General features: G+C 68.6%; 17 protein-coding genes. 10 read left to right on the top strand and 7 right to left on the bottom strand.

The window, feature by feature from the left end:
* Positions 1 to 107 precede the first annotated feature (107 nt).
* Positions 108 to 1,754, bottom strand: a complete 1,647-nt coding sequence (locus tag AC069I_RS14815; RefSeq protein ID WP_478225242.1) for a DNA repair helicase XPB — start codon at positions 1,752 to 1,754, stop codon at positions 108 to 110.
* An 85-nt stretch (positions 1,755 to 1,839) separates the two neighbouring features.
* Between AC069I_RS14815 and AC069I_RS14810 the strand changes: the two genes are divergently transcribed.
* The gene (locus tag AC069I_RS14810) at positions 1,840 to 2,475 is read left to right on the top strand and encodes an LppU/SCO3897 family protein (RefSeq protein ID WP_478265626.1); all 636 of its coding nucleotides are present in this window, start codon (positions 1,840 to 1,842) and stop codon (positions 2,473 to 2,475) included.
* 50 nt (positions 2,476 to 2,525) lie between these two features.
* Here the strand turns inward: AC069I_RS14810 and AC069I_RS14805 are convergent, their stop codons facing one another.
* On the bottom strand, positions 2,526 to 3,485 hold the full coding sequence (locus AC069I_RS14805) for an ABC transporter substrate-binding protein (protein WP_478265625.1): 960 nt from the start codon (positions 3,483 to 3,485) through the stop codon (positions 2,526 to 2,528).
* A 192-nt stretch (positions 3,486 to 3,677) separates the two neighbouring features.
* Here AC069I_RS14805 and AC069I_RS14800 point away from each other — a divergent pair, with 192 nt between their 5' ends.
* The 3 genes from AC069I_RS14800 (at position 3,678) to mdlC (ending at position 9,005) form a co-directional block, all read left to right on the top strand.
* Positions 3,678 to 6,347 (top strand): sensor histidine kinase, encoded by a 2,670-nt coding sequence (locus AC069I_RS14800; protein ID WP_478265624.1) that lies wholly within the window; start codon positions 3,678 to 3,680, stop codon positions 6,345 to 6,347.
* A 189-nt stretch (positions 6,348 to 6,536) separates the two neighbouring features.
* Complete coding sequence (locus AC069I_RS14795) at positions 6,537 to 7,214, top strand: copper homeostasis protein CutC (RefSeq protein ID WP_478225246.1); 678 nt, start codon at positions 6,537 to 6,539, stop codon at positions 7,212 to 7,214.
* A 207-nt stretch (positions 7,215 to 7,421) separates the two neighbouring features.
* Positions 7,422 to 9,005, top strand: a complete 1,584-nt coding sequence (gene mdlC, locus AC069I_RS14790) for a benzoylformate decarboxylase (protein WP_478265623.1) — start codon at positions 7,422 to 7,424, stop codon at positions 9,003 to 9,005.
* Positions 9,006 to 9,095: 90 nt separating this feature from the next.
* Here the strand turns inward: mdlC and AC069I_RS14785 are convergent, their stop codons facing one another.
* The 5 genes from AC069I_RS14785 to AC069I_RS14765 all read right to left on the bottom strand — a co-directional run bounded on the left by AC069I_RS14785 (position 9,096) and on the right by AC069I_RS14765 (position 13,828).
* Entirely contained in the window at positions 9,096 to 9,965 is an 870-nt protein-coding gene (locus AC069I_RS14785) for an ABC transporter ATP-binding protein (RefSeq protein WP_478265622.1), read from the bottom strand.
* Positions 9,966 to 9,986: 21 nt separating this feature from the next.
* A complete protein-coding gene (locus AC069I_RS14780) occupies positions 9,987 to 10,820 on the bottom strand; it encodes an ABC transporter permease (RefSeq protein WP_478225249.1) in 834 nt (277 codons plus the stop codon).
* Positions 10,817 to 11,587, bottom strand: a complete 771-nt coding sequence (locus AC069I_RS14775; protein WP_465431799.1) for an ABC transporter permease — start codon at positions 11,585 to 11,587, stop codon at positions 10,817 to 10,819. The genes AC069I_RS14780 and AC069I_RS14775 overlap by 4 nt, the downstream gene beginning before the upstream one ends.
* Before the next feature lie 8 nt (positions 11,588 to 11,595).
* Positions 11,596 to 12,600, bottom strand: coding sequence for an ABC transporter substrate-binding protein (locus AC069I_RS14770; RefSeq protein ID WP_478225250.1), 1,005 nt, complete (start codon positions 12,598 to 12,600; stop codon positions 11,596 to 11,598).
* A 247-nt stretch (positions 12,601 to 12,847) separates the two neighbouring features.
* Positions 12,848 to 13,828, bottom strand: a complete 981-nt coding sequence (locus AC069I_RS14765; protein WP_478235394.1) for an ABC transporter substrate-binding protein — start codon at positions 13,826 to 13,828, stop codon at positions 12,848 to 12,850.
* 706 nt (positions 13,829 to 14,534) lie between these two features.
* Between AC069I_RS14765 and AC069I_RS14760 the strand changes: the two genes are divergently transcribed.
* The 6 genes from AC069I_RS14760 (at position 14,535) to AC069I_RS14735 (ending at position 20,969) form a co-directional block, all read left to right on the top strand.
* The gene (locus tag AC069I_RS14760; protein ID WP_478265670.1) at positions 14,535 to 17,651 is read left to right on the top strand and encodes a sensor histidine kinase; all 3,117 of its coding nucleotides are present in this window, start codon (positions 14,535 to 14,537) and stop codon (positions 17,649 to 17,651) included.
* Positions 17,652 to 17,671: 20 nt separating this feature from the next.
* Entirely contained in the window at positions 17,672 to 18,130 is a 459-nt protein-coding gene (locus tag AC069I_RS14755; RefSeq protein ID WP_085939650.1) for a roadblock/LC7 domain-containing protein, read from the top strand.
* Between the two features lie 25 nt (positions 18,131 to 18,155).
* On the top strand, positions 18,156 to 18,941 hold the full coding sequence (locus AC069I_RS14750) for a DUF742 domain-containing protein (protein WP_192743810.1): 786 nt from the start codon (positions 18,156 to 18,158) through the stop codon (positions 18,939 to 18,941).
* Complete coding sequence (locus AC069I_RS14745) at positions 18,922 to 19,530, top strand: GTP-binding protein (RefSeq protein ID WP_007033392.1); 609 nt, start codon at positions 18,922 to 18,924, stop codon at positions 19,528 to 19,530. The genes AC069I_RS14750 and AC069I_RS14745 overlap by 20 nt, the downstream gene beginning before the upstream one ends.
* Positions 19,531 to 19,958: 428 nt before the next feature.
* Complete coding sequence (locus tag AC069I_RS14740) at positions 19,959 to 20,378, top strand: roadblock/LC7 domain-containing protein (RefSeq protein WP_005156190.1); 420 nt, start codon at positions 19,959 to 19,961, stop codon at positions 20,376 to 20,378.
* A 3-nt stretch (positions 20,379 to 20,381) separates the two neighbouring features.
* Positions 20,382 to 20,969 carry a DUF742 domain-containing protein gene (locus tag AC069I_RS14735; protein ID WP_478265621.1) on the top strand — a complete coding sequence of 196 codons (588 nt, stop codon included), beginning with the start codon at positions 20,382 to 20,384 and terminating at the stop codon, positions 20,967 to 20,969.
* The last annotated feature ends 18 nt before the right edge of the window (positions 20,970 to 20,987 follow it).

Genomic DNA, 20,987 nt, shown 5'->3' with positions numbered 1-20,987 from the left:
AGAAAACCCCGGGGGTGGTGTGGGGGGCCTGGGGGTTGGGGGGGGGGGGTTCGGGTTCTAACCCGAATCGCCACTCACGACCACCCGGACAAGAGCGCGGACTGTCCCTAAATGGGGCGCAGCAGGTCGTCCGCGTCCACGATCCGGTACGCGTACCCCTGTTCCGCCAGGAACCGCTGCCGGTGCGCCGCGTACTCCGTGTCGACGGTGTCCCGCGAGACGACCGAGTAGAAATGTGCCTGCCGCCCGTCGCCCTTGGGCCGCAACAGCCGTCCGAGCCGCTGCGCCTCCTCCTGCCGCGAGCCGAACGTCCCGGAGATCTGGATGGCGACCGACGCCTCCGGCAGGTCGATCGAGAAGTTCGCGACCTTCGAAACGACCAGCGTCCTGATCTCGCCGCGACGGAAAGCGTCGAACAGTTCTTCGCGTTCCTTGTTCCGCGTCGCGCCCTGGATCACCGGCGCGTCGAGTTCGTCGCCGATCATCTCCAGCTGGTCGAGATAGGCCCCGATGACCAGGGTCGGCTCGCCGGGATGCCGGTCGACCAGCGATTTGATCACCTTGGTCTTGGTGTCCGCGGTCGCCGCCAGCTTGTACCGCTCCTCGGCTTCGGCCGTGGCGTACGCGAGCCTCTCGGCGTCGGTCAGCGTCACCCGGACCTCGGTGCATTCCGCCGGCGCGATCCAGCCCTGCGCCTCGATGTCGCGCCACGGGACGTCGTATCGCTTCGGGCCGATCAGGGAGAACACGTCACCCTCGCGCCCGTCCTCGCGCACCAGGGTCGCGGTGAGCCCCAGCCGCCGCCGCGACTGCAGGTCCGCGGTCATCCGGAACACCGGCGCGGGCAGCAGGTGGACCTCGTCGTAGACCACCAGGCCCCAGTCCCGCGAGTCGAACAGGTCCAGATGCTTGTACTCGCCCTTGGTCTTGCGCGTGACCACCTGGTATGTCGCGATGGTGACCGGCCGGATCTCCTTCTTCTCCCCGGAGTACTCGCCGATCTCCTCCTCGGTGAGCGAGGTCCGCGCGACCAGCTCCCGCTTCCACTGCCGTCCGGCGACGGTGTTCGTCACCAGGATCAGCGTGGTCGCCTTCGCGTGCGCCATGGCCGCGGCGCCGACCAGCGTCTTGCCCGCGCCGCACGGCAGCACGACGACGCCGGACCCACCCGCCCAGAACGCCTCGGCGGCCTTGCGCTGGTAGTCCCGCAGTTCCCAGTCGACCTCGGCTAGGTCGATCGGGTGCGCCTCGCCGTCGACATAGCCGGCGAGGTCTTCCGCGGGCCAGCCGACCTTCAGCAGCGCTTGCTTGAGCCGCCCGCGCTCGGAGGGGTGCACGACGACGGTGTCCTCGTCGATCCGCGCGCCCAGCATCGGGCTGATCTTCTTGTGCCGGAGGATCTCCTCCAGCACCGCGCGGTCGATGGTCGACATCACCAGGCCGTGCGCCGGATGGTTCGCGATCTGCAACCGCCCGAACCGCCCCATCGTGTCCACGATGTCGATGAGCAGCGGCTGGGGGACGGGGAAGCGCGAGTACGTCGTCAGCGCGTCGACGACCTGTTCGGCGTCGTGGCCCGCCGCGCGGGCGTTCCACAACGCCAGTGGCGTGATCCGGTAGGTGTGGACGTGCTCGGGCGCGCGTTCCAGTTCGGCGAACGGCGCGATGGCGATCCGCGCGTCGTCGGCCTGGCTGTTGTCGACCTCGAGGAGCACGGTCTTGTCGGACTGGACGATCAGCGGGCCATCGGTCACATCGTCCTTTATACGTTCCGGCCACACCGGCTCCCGCCGCGGCACCGCTGGTGGAAGGATATGCGGCAGGTGACTGGAGGGGACCTTGACGACTACACCGACCGGCGGGACACCCGAGTACGACCCGTTCAACGCGCCCGCGCCGCTGCCCCCGATGCCGGAGGCGGCACCGCCGACGCCGTTCCCCAAGCCGCCGCCACTGAGCGTGCTGGCCAAGGCCTCGATCGTGCTGGGCGTCGTCGCCGCGCTGGGCCTGGGGAGCCTGGTCGCCTTCGGGCTCTCGCAGTCGAGCAGGTTCACCAAGGTCGAGGCGGGCAAGTGCCTGTATCTGACCGACGAGGCGGGCGGAAACCAGAGCTACACGACGGCCAGCTGCTCGTCGAATCGTGCGACCTTCCGTATCGACGAGGTGCGGACGGGCTCGTCGGACTGCCGTAGTGCCGACTACATCCAGTTCGAGCTGTACGGGGGTTCGTCGAGCAAGAGGGCGGAAAAGACACTCTGCCTCGCGCTGAACGTCGAGAGCGGGGACTGCCTGCGCGACGTCGTGCACGAGACGCGGATCGCGAAGGTTCGTTGCAGCGACATCAGCGCGGAGGCGCGCGCGGTCGTCTCGCGGGGATCGTCGGAGTACGCCTGTTCGTCGGAAGACACCGCCCTGCACTACACCGGGCCGCCCGAGCGCACGGTGTGCCTCAGGCCGACCGGCGAAAATATCTAGCAGTCAGGCGAAGCCTGTCCGTTGAGGGTGGCGGCGGGGCGGGGTCCGGGTTAGGGGTGCGCCACCATCGACTGCACGTCGAGCCGCGCGCCGAGCAGGCCGGAGTTGTGCATCAGGTCGGCGACGCGTTGCAGCCGGATGCCGTTGAGGGAGACCGGGTACGTCCCGAGCGAGATCAGCGACGCCGTGGTCCGGTCGATGTCGGAGAACGACGGCAGCGCGTCGCGGACGACGGCCGGGTCGGCCGCCCGCACCTGCGCTTCGCCGAGCACCTTCCGGAACGCCGCGAGCGTGCGGGCGTTGGCCTGGCCGAAGGCTCCCGTCGAAACGTAGGACGACATCGGGAAGTCCAGTGTCGCGCCGCGGGCGCCGTCGGCGAGGATGCTCGCCCCCAGCTCCTTCTCGGCCCTGGTGATGTACGGCTCGACCATCCACGCGGCATCGACCTCGCCCGCCTGCAACGCCTGGGGCATCCGGTCGAACGGGTGCTGCTTGAACTGGATCCGGTTCACGTCGACGCCCGCGGTCCCCAGTACCGAGCGGGCCGCCAGCACGCCGACATCGTCGAGCAGGTTCACCGCGATCTTCGGTGACTTCTTGAGCGTCGGCTCGGTGTATTCGGAGCCGGGGAGTGTGACGAGCGCCATGGTGTTGCGGCCGGCGGTGTACGCCTCGCCCTGCAACTGGAGCGCGGTCCCGGCCGCGGAGGCGCGGAAGATCGACACGTCGCTCGCGAACGCCAGGTCGATCTCGCCCGCGGCGAGTTTGCCGATCGCCTGATCGGCGGGAACCTCGACGAGGGTCACGGAAAGGCCGGCCGCGGTGAATTTCCCGTCCGCGACGGCGACCCGCAAGGGGGCCGTGTCGATGGGGTTCCCGACGCCGATGCGCAGTTCCGTCCGTTCGAGTGGCGCGTCGGTGCTTGCGTCACCACTGGAAAACACTCCGCAACCTGCGGTCGCCAGCAGCGCCGCTACCAGCGGAATCGCCAAGACGCGCATCTTCGTCACCGCTCACCTACCGAGAGAATGTGCTCCTGCTTCTGGATCGTATGGTCCGCGCCCCATACGATCGCCTGGGGGAGGCGCCCCGATGGCGCGGCTTTCGATCGTTCCCGAACCTTGTTACTCTACAGTAGGTTCGGGCTTTCGTCCCCGATGTCAGCCATGGGAAAGGGTCCCGTGGTGGGAAAAGGAAACCAGGTGGCCCGTCGCGACAAGCGTCCCCGTGGGGGCGACGCGGCGGAACGGCATCCTCGTGTCGGCGGACGCTGGCGGCTGCGGAACTGGCACCTGCGTACCAAACTCTTCGTGGTACTCCTGATTCCCGCCCTCGCGGTGGTCGCCCTCGTCGGGCTCCGGGTCAACTCCGATCTGCGGGACGCGAGGCAGCTGGCCGAGTTCGCCACCCGCGGCCGCGTCGACAGCACCGTCGCCGAGGCCGTGCACCAGCTCCAGCGCGAACGAGACCTCACCGTCCGGTTCGTCGCCGGCGATCGCAAGGGCGACCTTTCCGAACTGACCGAGCAGCGCAAGCGCGTCGACGAGGCCATCGGCACGTTCGACCGCACGCTCGGCGAGAGCAAGAGCAGGCTCGGCGGCAAGACCGCGACCAGCCTGCAGCAGACCAGCGACCGGCTGCGCGTGCTGACCGGGCTCCGCTTTTCCGCGGAACACTCCGCTTTTCCCGCCGACGCGGTGCTCCGCTCCTACAGCGACCTGATCTCCGGTCTGCTCGACATCAGCGATTCCACCGCCGCCGACGTGTCCGACCCGGATCTGGGAAAGCTCCGCCTCGCGGGTAACGCGCTCGCGCGGGTCAAGGACCAGATGTCGGTCAAACGCGCGATCATGGCGGCCGCGCTCGCGCAGGGCGGCCTCAACCGGGACAGGACCCGCGCGCTGCTCGGCGCGGAGGCCGAACTCGCCGCCGCCCGCAACGACTACCGCACGTTCGCGACCCCCGAACAGCAGCGGATGTACGACGACACGGTCATCGGCCTGATCGTCGACATCGGCAACGACATGGTCGAATCGGCGCTCATCCGCGCGGAGAACGATCAGGGGCTCGGCGGGCTGGATCCGAACCAGTGGGACACCTCGGCCACCTACACGGTGAATCTGGCCCACCAGGTGCAGCAGGCGCTGCTCGTCCAGCTTCAGGAACGCACCGACTCCCTCGCGGCGCAGGCGAGGACGTCCGCGATCTGGGACGGCGGCATCGTGCTCGCCGTGCTGGTCGTCGCCGGGGTGCTCTCGGTGATCATCGCGCGTTCGCTGCTGCGGCCACTGCGGATCCTGCGCCGCAGCGCGCTGCATGTCGCCGAACACCAGCTGCCGGCGGCCGTCGAAGGACTGCTGAGCGACCCCGAACCGCAGCCGGAGAACCTGCGGCGGCGGCTGGCCGTCGCTCCGGTGCCGGTGTTCAGCCGCGAGGAACTCGGCCAGGTGGCGCGCGCGTTCGACGCGGTGCACGGCGAGGCCGTCCGGCTCGCCGGGGAACAGGCCATGCTGCGGGAGAACATCAACGCGATGTTCGTGAACCTGTCGCAGCGGAGCCAGGATCTCGTCGAACGGCAGTTGTCCGTGCTGGACCGGATGGAAGCCGACGAACAGGATCCCGACACGCTCGCCGGGCTTTTCGAACTCGACCATCTCGCGACCCGGATGCGCCGCAACAGCGAGAACCTGCTGGTGCTGTCCGGAACCGACGTCGTCCGTGAGGACGGTGGCGCCGTCGTCGCCGACGAGATCATCGGCGCCGCGCTCTCGGAGGTCGAGCACTACCAGCGGATCGAACTCGGCCCGGCGCCGCGGATCGCGGTACGCGGCGAGGCCGTCAACGATCTCGTGCACGTGGTCTCCGAGTTGCTGGAGAACGCGACCCGCTATTCGGATCAGAGCACGATGGTGCAGGTCGAGGGGCACGAGACCGACCGCGGGGAATGGCAGATCGAGATCACCGACCACGGCGCCGGGATGCCGCAGGCGGAGATCGACCGCACCAACGCGCGGCTGGCGAATCCACCGGACGTCGACGTCGAGGTCTCCCGGCGGATGGGCCTGTTCGTGGTCGCGACGCTGGCGATCCGGCACCATATCGACGTCCGTCTCCGGTCCGCCGACGGCGGCGGGATCACCGCGGTGGTCGTCGTGCCAGCCGCGCTCATCGTCGAAGCGCCCCGGCCCGCCCCGATGCCGGAACCCGTGCCCGTCACCGTCGTCGTCCCGGAGCCGGAACCCGAGCCGCCGCTGGAAGTCCCGCCGCTGCCCGAGCCGGAGGAGAGCGCCGAGGAGTCGCGGTTCGCGCCCGTGCTGGACCCCGGCCCGCTGCGACGCGCTCCCGTCGTCGAGCGCGAGACCCAGCCGGAATGGCCGTCTTCGGACGACGACGCCGTCAACCATCTCGAACTGGATTCGCCGACCGAGCGGATGCCCAAGTACCAGAGCGTGCTTTCGCAGTGGTTCGACCACGGCGGCCCGCGCGAAGGGCCTTCGCCCGCGGAACCCGGCCCGCCTTCCTTGCCTTCGTTCGAGCCGGTCAAGAACGCCGTGCCCGAGGAACCCGCGCAGGATCCGGACGAGCCGACCGAACCGACCCTGAAGCCGCTGGAGCCGAAGGAAAAGGAGCCGGAACCGGCTTGGCCGACGCCCGCCGAGCTGGAACAGGAAGACGGGGCGGAGGAGACCTGGCCGGTGCTGCCCGCCGTCGTTCCCGAGGCCCGGTCGCAGGACGACAGGCCGGAGAAGCCGCGAGGGGAGAGGCCGATACTCTCACTTTCCCCCGAAGCGGTCCGCGAACGGATGACCAGCCTGCAAGGCGGATTCCGGCGCGGTCGCCACGCCAGGGGTGACGACAACCCCTCGGATTGAGCGAATGTGCGGAGCTGCGATGTACCCGGAAGGCGACCCTGAGCTTGAACCCGCCTCCGCCGAAGGCTCCGCCATCGCGGCGGCAGGGCGCCCTGCCAAGCCACCGCGACGCACCCCTCGCGACCGCGCCGTGGCGACGCGATCGCGGCCGCGGGTTCACCGACAGACACTGAGCGAATTGGAAGGTCCATGACCCCGAAAACCGGCCTGCTGGAAGTGATCGCGCTGACCGCGGTGGACGCGGAGCGCGCGCAGGAGGGCGGGGCCGATCGCCTCGAACTGGTCAGCGACATGGCCAGCGACGGTCTCACCCCGTCGGTCGAGACGGTGCGCGACGTGCTCGGCGCCACCGATCTCCCGGTGCGGGTCATGCTGCGCGACAACATGTCCTTCGCCGCCGGTGACCTCGACGGGCTGCGTGCGGACGCGGTGCGCCTGATCGACGCGGGCGCGCGGGAGTTCGTCTTCGGTTTCCTGGACCTGGAAAGCGAAATCGACGTCGAAGCCTGCGAGGCGCTGGTCAAGGAGCTCGACGGGCTGCCGTGGACCTTCCACCGCGCCATCGACCGCGCGCGGGATCCGTTGCGCGCCTACGACCAGTTGACCGGCCTCGGCTGCGACACGGTGCTCGCGGCCGGGCATCCGCACGGCGTCGCGCACGGGCTTTCGGTGCTGCAGCGGCTCGCCCGGCGTGAGGACGGGCCTCGGTTGCTGGTCGGCGGCGGCCTGCGGGCGCAGCAGGTGCATCTGCTGCGAGCGGGCGGGGTCGGCGCGTTCCACGTCGGCGGCGCGGTCCGCCCGGGCGGCTGGGAGTCCGATGTGGACGCCGCCGCCGTTCGCGAGTGGGCGGCGCTGGTCAAGGAGTAGGCCCCGAACGCCGGTACCGCGCGGCGCGCCGTATCGCTCCGCATGCCGTGAAGGCCTCCTTCCCTACCCTCAAGGTAGGCAAGGAGGCCTTCACTCCATTCGCGACCCCCGTACCGAAGCCGTGAACACGGGGTCAGGTCCAGACCACACACGGTGATACGAGGTTGCATCTTCAACTATCCGGTACCGACCAGATAGCGTGTGGCCATGGCTACCCGCACCGTACGTGACGCGACCAGGGAACTGCTGCGCGATCTGGGCCTGACCACCGTTTTCGGCAATCCCGGTACGACCGAGATCGCCTTCCTGACGGAATGGCCCGACGACTTCACCTACGTGCTCGCGCTCCACGAGGCGTCCGTCGTCGCGATGGCCGACGGGTACGCCCGCGCGAGCAGGCAGGCGGCGCTGGTGAACCTGCATTCCGCCGGCGGGGTCGGCCACGCGCTCGGGCATATCTTCACCGCGTACCGCAACAACGCCCCGCTGATCATCCTGGCGGGCCAGCAGACCAGGTCGCTGCTGCCGGACGATCCGTTCCTCGGCGCCGTCGAGGCGGCGAACTTCCCCAAGCCGTACGTGAAGTGGAGCTGCGAGCCCGCCAGGGCCGAGGACGTCCCGGCGGCGCTGGCGCGGGCGTACCACATCGCGACGCAGGCGCCCATGGGTCCGGTGTTCGTCTCGGTGCCGGTGGACGACTGGGACGTCGAGACCTCGAAGCCGGTCGTCTCCCGGCCGCGGATCCCCGGCTTCGCGCCCGATCCGTCCGCTTTGGACGAACTGGTGTCCGCCTTGGACGCCGCCGAACGCCCGGCGATCGTGGTCGGCCCCGGTATCGACGGGGAAGGCGCCGTGCCGGACGTCGTCGAACTGGCCGAGAAGGTGGGCGCCGGGGTCTGGGCGCCGCCGATGGGAGCGCGCTGCTCGTTCCCCGAGGACCACCCGCAGTTCTTCGGATTCCTGCAGCCGGAACGGAAAGCGCTCGCGAGCGCGCTGACCGAGCACGATCTCGTGGTCGTCATCGGCGCTCCAGCGTTCACCTACCACGTGTACCGGGGCGAGTCGGAAACCGCGCTGCCGCCGCTGTTCCTGGTCAGCGACGACGAGCAGATCCTCGCCAGGGCCGCGGAAGGCACCGGCATCCGCGCGACGCCGAAGCTCGCGATCCGCGCGCTGCTGGATCGCGCCGCGCCGCGGGAAGCGCCGAAACCCCGTACCAGGCTGGAAAAGCCCGCCGCGGTCACGCCGATCACCCCGGCCTTCGCCTACTCCGTGATCTCGGAGGTCCTGCCGGACGACGCGATCGTCGTCGAAGAGACCCCGAGCCACCGCAACGAACTGCACGACCACCTGCCGATCAAGTCCACCGACACCGGTTTCCTCACGGTCGCCAGCGGCACCCTCGGCTACGGCCTCCCCGCCGCCGTCGGTGCCGCGCTGGCCCGCCCGGACCGCAAGGTCGTCGCGATCCTCGGCGACGGTTCGAGCATGTACTGCGTCCAGGCACTGTGGACGGCGGCGCAGCACAACCTGCCGGTGACGTTCGTGATCTTCGACAATTCGCAGTACGCCGCCGTGCGCATCCTCGGCGAGGCCGCGGGCGGCGAGAAGGTGCCGGGTGTCGACCTCGGCGGTATCGATTTCCCCGCGCTGGCGAAGAGCCTGGGGCTGCGGACGTCGGTCGTCGAGAAGGCCGAGGACCTCAAGCCGGCGCTGGAGGCCGCGCTGCCGGACGAGCGGCCGCATCTGGTGCACGTCCGCATCGACGCGAACCCGCGCACGCTGTACTGAACCACTGGGGCCGCCTTGCCCCATCCGCGCGTGCGATGAAAGGTCCTTTCCTTGCGAATTTCGCAAGGAAAGGACCTTTCATCGCATGTGTCAGGAGCTTTTCGCGCGCGCCTCGGACTCGGCGGCGTCGGCCGCCTCCTGCTGCGCCAGCTCGTACTCGGCCGCGTCCGAAGCCGCGGTGACGGCTTCGGGGGCACCGCCGTGCAGCAGCCGCGCCACCTCACCGCGCAGCGTCACGAACTCCGCCGACTCGCGCGTGGTGATCTGGTCCCGTTCCGCGGGCAGCCCCACCGGCAGGTCCGCGACGATCTTCGCGGGCGACTTCGACAGCACCAGCACCCGGTCCGAGAGGTAGACGCTCTCGTCGATGTCGTGCGTGACGACGAGGACCGTGCTCCCGTTCTCGCGCTGAACGCGCCGAGTCAGGTCTTCGAGCTCGAACCGCGTCTGCGCGTCGACCGACGCGAACGGCTCGTCCATCAGCAGCAGTGCGGGACGGCTGGCCAGCGCCCGCGCGATCGACACGCGCTGCTGCATACCGCCCGAGAGCTGCCACGGGAACTTCGAGCCGACCCCGGACAGACCGACCGACTCCAGCGCCTCCTGCGCCCGCGTGCGGCGCTCCGAGCGGCTCAAGTTGCGCCACCGCAAGGGGAACTCGACGTTCTTCGCGACCGAGAGCCAGGGGAACAGCGAGCGACTGTAGTCCTGGAACACGACGGCCAGATCCTCCGGCACCCCGGAGACGTCGTCGCCATGCAGGCTGACGCGGCCGGACGTCGGCTTGATCAGCCCGGCGATGCAGCGCAGGAGCGTCGACTTGCCGCAGCCCGACGGGCCGACGATGCTCGCGAGCTGTCCCGCTTCGACGGTGAACGACAGGTCGTTGACCGCGACGTGCGCCTTTTCTCCCGCGCCGTACCGGTGGTTCAGCCCGGAGACTTCGAGCATGGTTGACATCTTGCTGACCCTTCGAAAGAACTAGAGACGGCCGTTGCGGGTGGGCTGCCAGCGAAGCACTCTCTGCTCCACCGCGAGGAAGGCCGCGTTGAACCCGAAGCCGAGGAGCCCGAGCAGGACCAGCCACGACCACATGAGCGGGAAGTCGAACGCCTGCTGGGCGTCCATCAGGGACCGGCCGATGCCGTTGTAGGAGCCGACCAGTTCCGAGATCACCATCAGCAGCAAGGAGATGGACAGGCTCAGCCGCAGGCCCGCGAAGATCTTCGGCCCGGCGGCGGGCAGCACGATCGAGCGCACCCAGTACGACCGGGGAGTCCGGAACGACTTCGCGGTGTCGATCTTCACCTGGTCCACCGACCGGACGCCGTCCACGGTGTTGAGCAGCACCGGCCAGATCGCGCCGAAGATGATCGATCCGGTCTGCATCCCCGGCCCGAGTCCGAAAAGGACGATGAACACCGGGATCAGCGCGGGCGGCGGCACCGAGCGGAAGAACGCGAACAGCGGCCCGACGTAGTCCATCCCGGTCTTGGACCGTCCCAAGAGGACACCCAGCGCGACACCGAGGGCGCCGGCCAGCAGCCAGCCGCCGAGCGTCCGGCCGAGGCTCGGCAGGACGTTGTCGAACACGGTGTCGGTCAGGAACAGCTGGGAGGCCGGACCGGTGAACCACAGCTTCACCGAGGCGGACAGGATCTCGGTCGGTGGCGGGAAGAACGGGCTTTCCGAGAGCCGGGTCGCGAGCTCCCAAATCCCGAGCAGGGCGAAGAACAGCAGCCAGTTGCGGACCAGGATGCCGATACCCCGGCCAACGCGCCTGCCGACGCGGCTGGTCAGCGTGAGGGTCGTCACGAGACCGCCTCCCGGTCGACCGTGCTCCAGCGGAACGCCCGCCTGCCGATCATCTCGAGCCCGCCGTTGATGAGGAAGCCGAGCGCGCCGACCACCACGGTGCCGGCGAGCACGAGGTCGAACCTGGTGGACCCGGTGCTGGCCTGCATGATGAAGTTGCCGATGCCGAGTTTGGCGCCGGCGAGGAACTCGGTACTGACCACCGCGATCAGCGCGATGTTGGCGGACAGCCGCACCCCGGTGAACACGAACGGCGCGGTATGCGGCAGCGCCACCGACGTCAGCGTCCGGAACTTGCTGGTACCGCATGCCTTCGCGGTCTCCTGCAGCACGGGGTCGATCTCGCCGAGCGCGTAGATCGTGTTGAACATGATGGGCCACAACGACGCGTACACGGCCAGCGTGATCTTCGCTTCGGGGCCGCCGCCGATCAGCAGGAGCACCAGCGGGATCAGCGCGACGGCGGGGATCGGCCGCAGGAACTCGATGACCACCGCGGTCGCGGTGCGCAGGCCGGGGATGCTGCCCAGCAGCAGACCGGCGGGCACGGCGATGGCGACCGCGATCAGCAGGGCGATCGCCCATGCGAGGAACGTGGCGATCAGATCCCGGATGAACTGGGTCTCGCCGAACTGCTCGAAGATCGTCACGAGGACGACGGACGGCGGGGGGAGGAACTCTTTACGGACCAGGCCGGCCTGGACGATCACTTCCCAGACGAGGAAGAAACCGGCCAGACCGGCCAGGGCACGGAGAAGTCGTGGCACCTTGACCTTTATCCAGCTTGAGGGGCGAGCATCGGAGCGGCGTCGAGCTTGGCCGTGATCACACCGGTCTGCAGCAGCAGGTCCGGTACGCGCTGCAGGCGACGGGCGTCCAGTGTGGACCCGAACGTCGGCAGCGTGAGCAGTGAAGCGGTTTCGGCGTCGACCTTGGCGTACTTGACGATGAGGGGTTCGATCTTGGAGCGGTCGGCCGAGTCGCGCACGGCCTTGCCCAGTGCGCGCTGGAACGCGGCCAGCGTCTTGGGGTTCTTGTCCACGAAGGAGCCGAGCGCGCCGAAGCCCGCCAGAGGGAAGTCCTGGGTGGCGCCGGTCGAGATGTCGACGACCGGCGTCGCGCCGACGACCTTGGAGGCCTGGGTCAGGAACGGCTCGGGCAGGTAGCCCGCGTCGACCTGGCCCGAGGAGAGCGCCGCGGCGATGTTCGGCAGCTGCATGGGCACCCACTGGACCTTGCTGGTGTCCACGCCGTGGTCCTTCATCACCGAGACGGTGAGCAGGTGGGAGGCGGTGTTCTTGTCGGTGATCGCGATCTTCTTGCCCGCGAGGTCGTTGATCGTCTTGACCGGCGAGGTCGGCACGGTGACGACCGCGTTGCTCTTGGGGCTGGCCGAAACGGAGTCGGCGACGAGCCGGATGTCGGCCGCGCCCTTGCTCTTCGCGACGAAGAACGGCATGTAGGTGGAGAAGGCGATGTCGACCTCGCCACCGATCATCTTGGTCATCGCCTGCTGGCCACTGGGGGCGTCGACCGCTTCGACCTCGAGACCTTCGGCCTTGAAGTAGCCGCCTTCCTGCGCCAGCCGCAGCGGCGCGAGGTCGACGACGGGCAGCAGGGCCACCTTGATCTTCGGCTTCTCCAGCCCGCCTTCGCCACCCGACGCCTTCGACGTGTCCTCGCCGCCGAGTGCGCCGCAGGCGCCCAACGTGGCCAGCATGAGCGCGCTCAGGGCGACGCCGACGGCACCCCGTCCTCTACGTGCACCGTTCCTGCTCATGGCGTTTCGAAACAAAGCCAGCTCCTCGGAAACAATGAATCACCGTTGGGTTTTTTCATCCGTGTCGTGGCTTTGATTCGCCAGGCACGCGGTCACCTTAGAGATTTGCCCACTCGCTCACAATGGGTGTCGTAAGCGGGTGATCATTTTAGGCCATTCGCCTGATCGCATGATCACCCACTTGGACATCATCACTTTCAGTGATCGAATTTCGGGTGGAACGGCGATTCGGGGTAACCGCGTGTCACTAACTCGTGGTCTGCGGCGCGATCATCGGGCCGACGTCGATCTTCGTCTGGATGGCGCCCATCTGCAGGAGCAGGTCCGGGACCCGCTGGATGCGGCGGGGGTCCAGGGTGGCCTGGAAGGTCAGCAGCGTGGTCAGCGCGGCCGTGTCCTGGTCGATCTTGGCGTACTTGACCAGCAACGGCTCGATCTTGGAGCGGTCCGCCGCGTCCCGGGTGGCCTTCTGCATGGCTCGCTGGAAGGCGGCCACGGTCTTCGGGTTCTCGTTCACGAACTTGCCGAGAGCGCCATAGCCGGCGGTCGGGAAGTCCTGGGTGGCGCCGGTCGCGGTGTCCACGACGGGGATCGTGCCCACGGCCTTCGCGGCCTGCGTGATGAACGGCTCGGTGAGGAAGCCGGCGTCGATGTCGCCGTTCTTGAGGGCGATCGCCATGTTCGGCGGCCCGACCGGGACCCATTTGACGCCACTGAAGTCGACGCCGTGGTCCTTCATCACCGACTTGGTGAGCGTGTCGGAGACCGTGTTCGGCGCGAAGATGCCGATCCGCTTCCCGGCCAGATCATTGACGCTCTTCACCGAACTCGTCGGCACTGTGACCACCATGGTGCTCTTCGGGCCCGCGGAGGAGGCGTCGGTGACCAGCTTGATGTCGGCGGCGCCCTTGCTCATCGCGATGAAGAAGGGGGTGTAGCTGGCGTAGGCGATGTCGACCTCGCCGCCGATCAGCTTGGTCAGCGAGACCTGCCCGCTGGCGGCCTCGATCGCTTCGACATCGAGGCCCTCGTTCTTGAAGTAGCCGCCGTCCTGGGCGAGCCGGAAGGCGGCGACGTCGATCGTCGACATCACCGCGACCTTGATCTTCGGCTTTTCGAGGTTGCCCGAGCCGTCGGAAGAGGACGAATCTTCTCCGCCGAGCAGGCCGCAGCCACCGACCGACGTCGTGAGGACGGCCGCCATCGCGAAGGCGATCGCCCTCGCCATTCCACGAGACGGCCGCCCCGGGCGGGCGCTCAAGGCCTTCTTCGAAAGCAAGTGGTGCTCCTGATCGGGGGGAGGACACGTGATGACGTGGCCTGATGTGGAATTCGGAAGTGACTCTTTGTCTCAAGTCACGGCACACTGTAGAGAACCGATCATGCGCTCACAATGGGTGGTCATCCTATGATCCCAAGTGGTAACGATCACCCGAACAGGTTGTTTGTCAGAAGTGAACATAACTGGGCGTGTTCGCGCCGGAGACTTGTTGACAACTGAGCGCTCACGGGTCAAGACCCGTCCGGGTCTTTCTCGGAGGTCTTGACCGAAGGGTTACATCTGGGCCGCCCGTTCGCTACCCTCATGCACCGGTAGTGAGGTGTGGACCACTGATGTAGTGAAAGAGAGTGCCTTGGATGGCCGAACGCTCTGGACCTTTCCCGAGGTGCAAGGCACTCTGTGTTGAACACGGTGAACACGTCCGTGCTTCGCTGGTGCGCACCCGCGCACTGGCGGGTTAGGCCGAACAGACCAATGGCACCGAGCAGGGTTTCGGTCAAGTGCACTTGAGAGATCGCTTCAAAGAAGACTTCCTCATTCGGATGAGTGGATACTCACGCCGTGCGTGTCCCTCCCGGGTGACGGGAGCGTGCGGGTAGTGGTCTTCGACAACCGACCCAGACAGCAGCAGTACGGCCAGCTCGAGAACGGCATGTCCAAAATGGGCTTTCCCGGCCCGGATGAAGATGATGGTGGTGCGGCGGTGCCGAACGAAGACACCGCGGGGGTGGGAGGGGCCCCTGCGCGGGAAACCGGAGACGGTCCTGGCGGGAAGGCCGGGTCGTTCCTGGGCCTGCGTAACTGGCGTCTGCGATCGAAGCTCGCGGCCGTCCTGATCATTCCGACGCTGACCGCGCTCGTGCTCGGCACGCTGCGCGTGATCGACGACAGCAGCGAGGCGGCCCGGTTCCAGGACACCGCCGATCAGGTCGCGTTCGCCGACAAGATCACCCTCGTGGTGCACGAGCTGCAGAGCGAACGCGCGCTCGCGGTCGCCAAGATCGCCTCCGGTGACCCGTCGCGCCAGAACGGTCTCGACGCGCAGATCGCCAAGGTCGACCGCGCCGTCGACGACCTTCGGGCTTCGGCGAACCAGATCAACCCGGACGATCAGGACACGAGGGACCGCTACTCGCGTGGTCTGCAGCGGCTCGACGCACTGCGCCCGCTGCGCGGCGCGATGAACACCTCGCTGCTGGGCGACACCCCGGTCCTCATCGCGTACTCCAACATCCTCGACTCGCTGGTCCAGCTCGGTCGCGAGGTGACCACCGCGGTGGCCAACCGCGACGTGCTCCGGCTCGGCGTGACCGTGCAGGCCATCAGTGAGAGCAAGGAGTTCATCGCCCGCGGTGACGCGGCGCTGCTGATCGCCTCCTTCCGCTCCGGGTTCCCCGGCGACCTGTTCGACCAGGCCCGCTCGGCGGTCGCGAGCGGCGATGCCTCGACGGCGGCCTTCGTCGCCAACGCCAGCCCCGAACAGCGGCAGCTCTACTCGGACACCTTCTCCGGCCCGGAGGTCGACGACCGCCGCCGGATCACCACGATGGCGTTCTCGCTGCACCAGCAGAACGAACCGCCGTCGATCGACAACGTCGCGCTCGGCAACGACAGCCGGGTCGCGCTGGACAAGCTGCGCGCGGTCGAGACCAACCTGCTCGGCCAGCTGCGGGCACAGGCCGACAGTTTGGCCACCGACGCGATCAACTCGGCCTGGATCGGCGGCGCGATCGTGCTGCTGGCCCTGCTCGCGGCGCTGTTCCTGATGCTCGTCATCGCCCGCCTGATGCTGCGCCCGCTGCGGGTGCTGCGGAAGACGGCGCTCGACGTGGCCTACACACGACTGCCGGAAACCGTGCAAGCGATCCTGGACGACCCGGACCCGGTCAACGCCTCGAAGCGGTCGGTCGAACCGGTGCCCGTCACTTCGCGTGACGAGATCGGTGAAGTGGCGCGGTCGTTCGACGTCGTCCACGAACAGGCCGTCAAGATGGCCGCCGAGCAGGCCCTCCTTCGCGAGAACGTCAACGGCATCTTCGTGAACCTGTCCCGCCGGTCGCAGCGGCTGGTGGAACGCCAGCTGGGCGTCATCGACCGGCTCGAGGCCGACGAGCAGGACCCGGACCACTTGGCCAGCCTGTTCGAACTCGACCACCTCGCCACGCGGCTGCGCCGCAACGGTGAAAGCCTGCTGGTGCTCTCGGGCGCCGGTCTCGCGAAGTCGGTGCCCAAGCCGGTGCCCGCCGCCGACGTCATCGGCGCCGCGGTCTCGGAGATCGAGCAGTACGCCCGGATCGAGATCGGGATCGTCCCCGAGGTCGCCGTCCAGGGCCTGACGATCCACGACCTCGTGCACGTGCTCGCGGAACTGCTGGACAACGCCACCTACTTCTCCGAGCCGGAGACGAAGGTGACCGTCCGCGCGGTGATCACCCGCAAGAAGGCGCTCGCCATCCAGGTCACCGACCACGGTGTCGGCATGACCGAGGAGCGGCTCGCCGAGGTCAACCAGCGGCTCGCCGACCCGCCGGACCTGGACGTCTCGGTGACCCGGCGGATGGGCCTGTACGTGGTCGCGCGCCTGGCGCGCCGCCACGGCATCGAGGTCCGGCTGCGGGAGAACGAGGACATCGAGGGCGGCGTGATCGCGCGGGTCGTCGTGCCCGCCGAGCTGCTCACGCAGATGCGGCCCGGCGTGCGCAACACCCCGCCGCCGGCGAACCGCTCGGAAACGTCGATGCCTTCGATGCCGTCGGTGTCCGAGATGTCGACCTCGCTGCCGAACATCCCCGCTTCCGACCGCGGTCTGGAGATGACCCCGCCGCCGCCGTCGAAGCCCCCGGCTTCGCAACCGGTCGCGCAGCAGGGCGGGCTCGTCCCGCTCGACCAGCCGATCAGCCTCGACGACCTGGTCGCGGGCAAGAACGCGGCCGGGCCGTTCCTCAGCCCCGCGACGCCCGCCGAGGAGACCCCGGCGTGGCCGACGGCCGAAGACATCTCGCCCGCCAACGGCGACGGCGCCTCCAGTGGCACCGAGACGCAGTTCGCGTCGCTGGTGCTGCCGAAGCGGGAACCGAAGTACACCCCTGTCGAGCCGCAGAACAAGCCGGAGGACTCTTCGGACGCCGGCAAGTCGGCGCTCGAAGACGACGTGCCCACCCGGCGGCTGCCGATCTACCAGTCGGTGCTCTCGCGCTGGTTCAGCGAAGGTGACGAGGCCGGGGCTGACAGCCCGACCACCTACACCGAGCCGGTCGAGTCCGACACCGCCGCGCGGACCCGTAACGGTGACGCCGAAGTGGAGGAACCCGCCGTCGGGGACACTGGAGACGCTTCCGGAGAGGCATTGCCCACTCGGACACCGCGGAGTGTTCCGCCGGAGACGGTGCTCCAGGACAATGGCTGGCGCAGCGCGTCGGACGACGGCTGGCAGGCGGCGCAGGTCCTGTACGAAGATCGGAACGACGAGATCACCCCGGCGGGCCTGCCCAAACGGGTGCCGAACCAGTACCTCGTCCCCGGCTCGATCGGCGGGAACGAGCCGAAGAAGGAAGACTCGTTCGCCGACAAGACCTCCGGAATGCCGGGAACGGGTGCGATCGCCCGCTCGGCGACGGCGGCGCGGAGTCGGATGGCAAGCTTCCAGAAGGGCTACACGTCGGGACGGCACGCGTTGAAGGAACGCCCGCTCGATGCGCTGGATGACAACGGCGTTCCGGTGACTGGCAGGGGTGCGGGTTCCCCTGCCGATGACAGCAGTAAGGAGTGACAGTGACACGGGCGGGTGCGATGCAGCCGGGTGGTCCGGCGCAGCCTGGCGGCCAGGCGCAGGGTAAAGGACACACGAGCAGCTTTGCCTGGCTGATCACGGATTTCGTGCACCGGGTCCCGGGCGCGGCGCATGCCGTGGTGGTGTCGGCGGACGGGTTGCTGCTGGCCTCCTCGAAGGGACTTCCCAAGGACAGGGCCGATCAGCTGGCCGCCGTCGCGTCGGGGCTCACGAGCCTCGCCCGCGGTGCGGCGAAGGTGTTCGAAGGTGGCACGGTCGCGCAGACGGTGGTCGAGATGGCCAACGGCTTCCTCTTCCTGATGTCGGTGTCCGACGGGTCCTGCCTGGCGGTCCTCGGCTCGCCGGAGAGCGACATCGGCCTGGTCGTCTACGAGATGACCCTGCTGGTGGAACGGGTGGGGCAACAGCTGACACCGGAGATGCGCGCGCAGCTGCAGGGCGCGTCGGTCCGCCGCTGAGCGACCGGGAACCGAGGAGAATGCCGTGGACGACGGGCGCTTGAGGGGCGATGGCCGGCTCGGTGACGACTTCTCCGGCGGGTGGTCGGAACGTGACGACGGCCGGGAGGACTGGACGTCCTTCCGGGACCGGGTCGACCGCGAATGGCGATCGCGGCGGGCACAGGGGTCGGACAACGACCCTGTCTCCCCGGACGAGGCCTCCCGCTGGCTGACCGATTCGAACGCGGGTCAGGGACCCGCCGATTTCAGCGTTTCGGACTACCGGGAACGCCTCCTCGGCGGCCCCGGGGCGGAACTGTTCGGTGGTGGCAGCGGTCCGCTGTACGACTCGGGCGAGTTCGCCAAGTTCTCCTTCGACAAGGAGGAGGAGCGCCGGGCGGCGGCGGCCGCCGCCGACCCGCTCGCCGCGGCACTGCCGCAGCAGGCGCAGAACGAGTACGTCGACGAGCAGTACACCACCGACGTCGAATCCTCCGGCCTGGTCCGGCCGTACTTCCGCACGCGGGGCCGGACCAAGCCGACGTACGACCTTGCCATCGAGGCGTTGATCTCGACCAGCGAACAGGGACGTGTGCTCGACCGGGTACGCGTCCCCGAACACCGGTCGATCTGCGACCTTTGCCTGGACACCCGGTCCGTCGCCGAAGTCGCGGCGCTGCTGCGCCTGCCGCTCGGCGTGGTCCGGGTGCTGATCGGAGACGTGGCCGGCCTCGGTCTGGTCCTGGTGCACACCGCCAGCCAGAACGTGGGTGACCGGCCGAGTATCGAGTTCATGGAGAGGGTGCTCAGTGGGCTTCGGAGAATTTGACTCCGACGCGAATGCGCCGCAGGTGACCGGACCGACTTCGTCGGCCAAGATCGTGGTCGCTGGCGGATTCGGCTCGGGGAAGACCACGCTGGTCGGAGCGGTTTCGGAGATCGATCCGCTGACCACCGAGGCCATGATGACCGAGGCCAGTACCGGCGTCGACGACAATTCGGCCACCCCGAACAAGTCGACGACGACCGTGGCCATGGACTTCGGGCGGATTTCGCTGGACTCGGACCTGGTGCTGTACGTGTTCGGTACGCCGGGCCAGCACCGGTTCTGGTTCATGTGGGACGACCTCGCGGTCGGTGCCATCGGTGCCGTCGTGCTGGTCGACACGCGGCGGCTCGCCGACGCGTTCCCGTCGATCGACTTCTTCGAGAACCGGAAGCTGCCGTACGTCGTGGCGATCAACTGCTTCGACCGGCTGCTGCACCACCAGATCGAGGACGTCCGGCACGCGCTGACGATCTCCCCGTCCGTGCCGATCATGGCCTGTGACGCCCGGGAACGTGAGTCCGCCAAGCAGGTGTTGATCTCGGTCGTGCAGCACGCCATCGCACACGATTCGGCGTTGCGCGCCGGCTAAAAGGGACGAAAGCCCGGAGCGGATGCGGCCGTTGGAGTGAACTCGGCAGGCTTCACCCGCTTCGGGGAGTGGCGTCATCAGCCGGATCGACCGTGGGGCGACCCCTTTCACTCGATCCGGCGCCGGCGCCACCCGTTCGAGCGACCGTAACGCCGATGACCTGCGCGGACGCCGGTTCACGCCTGGGCGCACCCGGCCACCACGGGGTGACCCACGAATGCGTGGTTCGCGATGGGTCGACGCGGTGAGCGGCTGGACGTTCACGTTCGGTTAACGCCGTTGGCCGGGTGGCGGACTCGACACGATCGACGGGACGAATACGCTGGGTGGAGGCGTCTTTCGGCTCGACGGTCCCGGGATCGGTGCAGGTCGGCGGGAGACGCCCGGACCACGCCGCCCAGGTGGTCTTGAGCAGCGAGGAGGGACTTGTGACGGCATCCGGGCAGCAAAGCTCGTTCGGCTGGCTCATCACGGATTTCGCGCGCCGGGTTCCCGGTGCGGCGCACGCCGTGCTGGTCTCAGCGGACGGGCTTCTCCTCGCGCCGTCGGACGGACTGCCGCAGGAACGGGCCGAACAGCTGTCCGCGGTCGCCTCCGGGCTGATCAGCCTCACCGCCGGCGCGGCGCGCTGCTTCGACGCGGGCGGGGTCAACCAGACCGTCGTCGAGATGGAACGCGGTTACCTCTTCCTCATGTCGGTCGCCGACGGCTCGTCACTCGCCGTGCTGGCCGCGCCGACCTGTGACATCGGCACCGTGGCCTATGAGATGACCCTGCTCGTCGAGCGGGTCGGCCAGCAGATCACGCCCGAGCTGCGCGCGCAGCTCCAGGGCGGCGTACGTGGGTGACCGATGAAGATCACCGGATTCACCGAACCGGAACCGTCCGGCTGGGACTCCCTCTACCAGGGCACCGAACGCGAAGCCTTCGATTCGCCGAGCCGCTTCGAGCTGAGCTCGATCAGCACGGTGATGCCGCGGCGCCCGGCCGCGCCGACGGAGCCGCCTCCCGCGCCTCCGTCGATGCCTTCGCCGATCCGTCAGTCGCGGCCGCGTCCCACGCCCGCTGACGTCGCACCCGCTTCGGTCTATCTGCCGACTTCGGGCTCCCGGGTCCGGCCCTACACCCGCACCGGCGGGCGCACCCGCACCGCGCACGACCTGGCGCTGGAGGCGCTGGTGTCGACCAGCGAGGACGGCCGCCGGTACCGCGGCGTGCGGACTCCCGAGCACCGCCAGATCTGCGACCTCTGCCTGGACACCCGGTCGATCGCGGAGATCGCCGCGCATCTGCGGCTGCCGCTGGGCGTGGTGAAGGTGCTCGTGGGCGACATGGCGGACGCCGGGCTGGTGCTGATCCACCAGACGGAGCTGATCCTCGGCGACTCTTCTTCGCGGGCTTTCATGGAGCGGGTACTTCAGGGCCTTCGCGCCCTCTGACCCGCAGCCAACCCGTGG

It is taken from the genome of Amycolatopsis sp. NPDC043885 (assembly GCF_056435685.1).
This window is presented reverse-complemented; position numbering and strand designations above follow the sequence as displayed.

What these genes read in the sequence shown, in the direction of transcription:
- AC069I_RS14785 (WP_478265622.1), bottom strand. Translation starts at nt 9,965, where the DNA reads ATGTCAACCATGCTCGAAGTCTCCGGGCTGAACCACCGGTACGGCGCG.
- AC069I_RS14765 (WP_478235394.1), bottom strand. Translation starts at nt 13,828, where the DNA reads ATGGCGAGGGCGATCGCCTTCGCGATGGCGGCCGTCCTCACGACGTCG.
- AC069I_RS14795 (WP_478225246.1), top strand. Translation starts at nt 6,537, where the DNA reads ATGACCCCGAAAACCGGCCTGCTGGAAGTGATCGCGCTGACCGCGGTG.
- AC069I_RS14770 (WP_478225250.1), bottom strand. Translation starts at nt 12,600, where the DNA reads ATGAGCAGGAACGGTGCACGTAGAGGACGGGGTGCCGTCGGCGTCGCC.
- mdlC (WP_478265623.1), top strand. Translation starts at nt 7,422, where the DNA reads ATGGCTACCCGCACCGTACGTGACGCGACCAGGGAACTGCTGCGCGAT.
- AC069I_RS14760 (WP_478265670.1), top strand. Translation starts at nt 14,535, where the DNA reads ATGTCCAAAATGGGCTTTCCCGGCCCGGATGAAGATGATGGTGGTGCG.
- AC069I_RS14735 (WP_478265621.1), top strand. Translation starts at nt 20,382, where the DNA reads ATGAAGATCACCGGATTCACCGAACCGGAACCGTCCGGCTGGGACTCC.
- AC069I_RS14755 (WP_085939650.1), top strand. Translation starts at nt 17,672, where the DNA reads ATGCAGCCGGGTGGTCCGGCGCAGCCTGGCGGCCAGGCGCAGGGTAAA.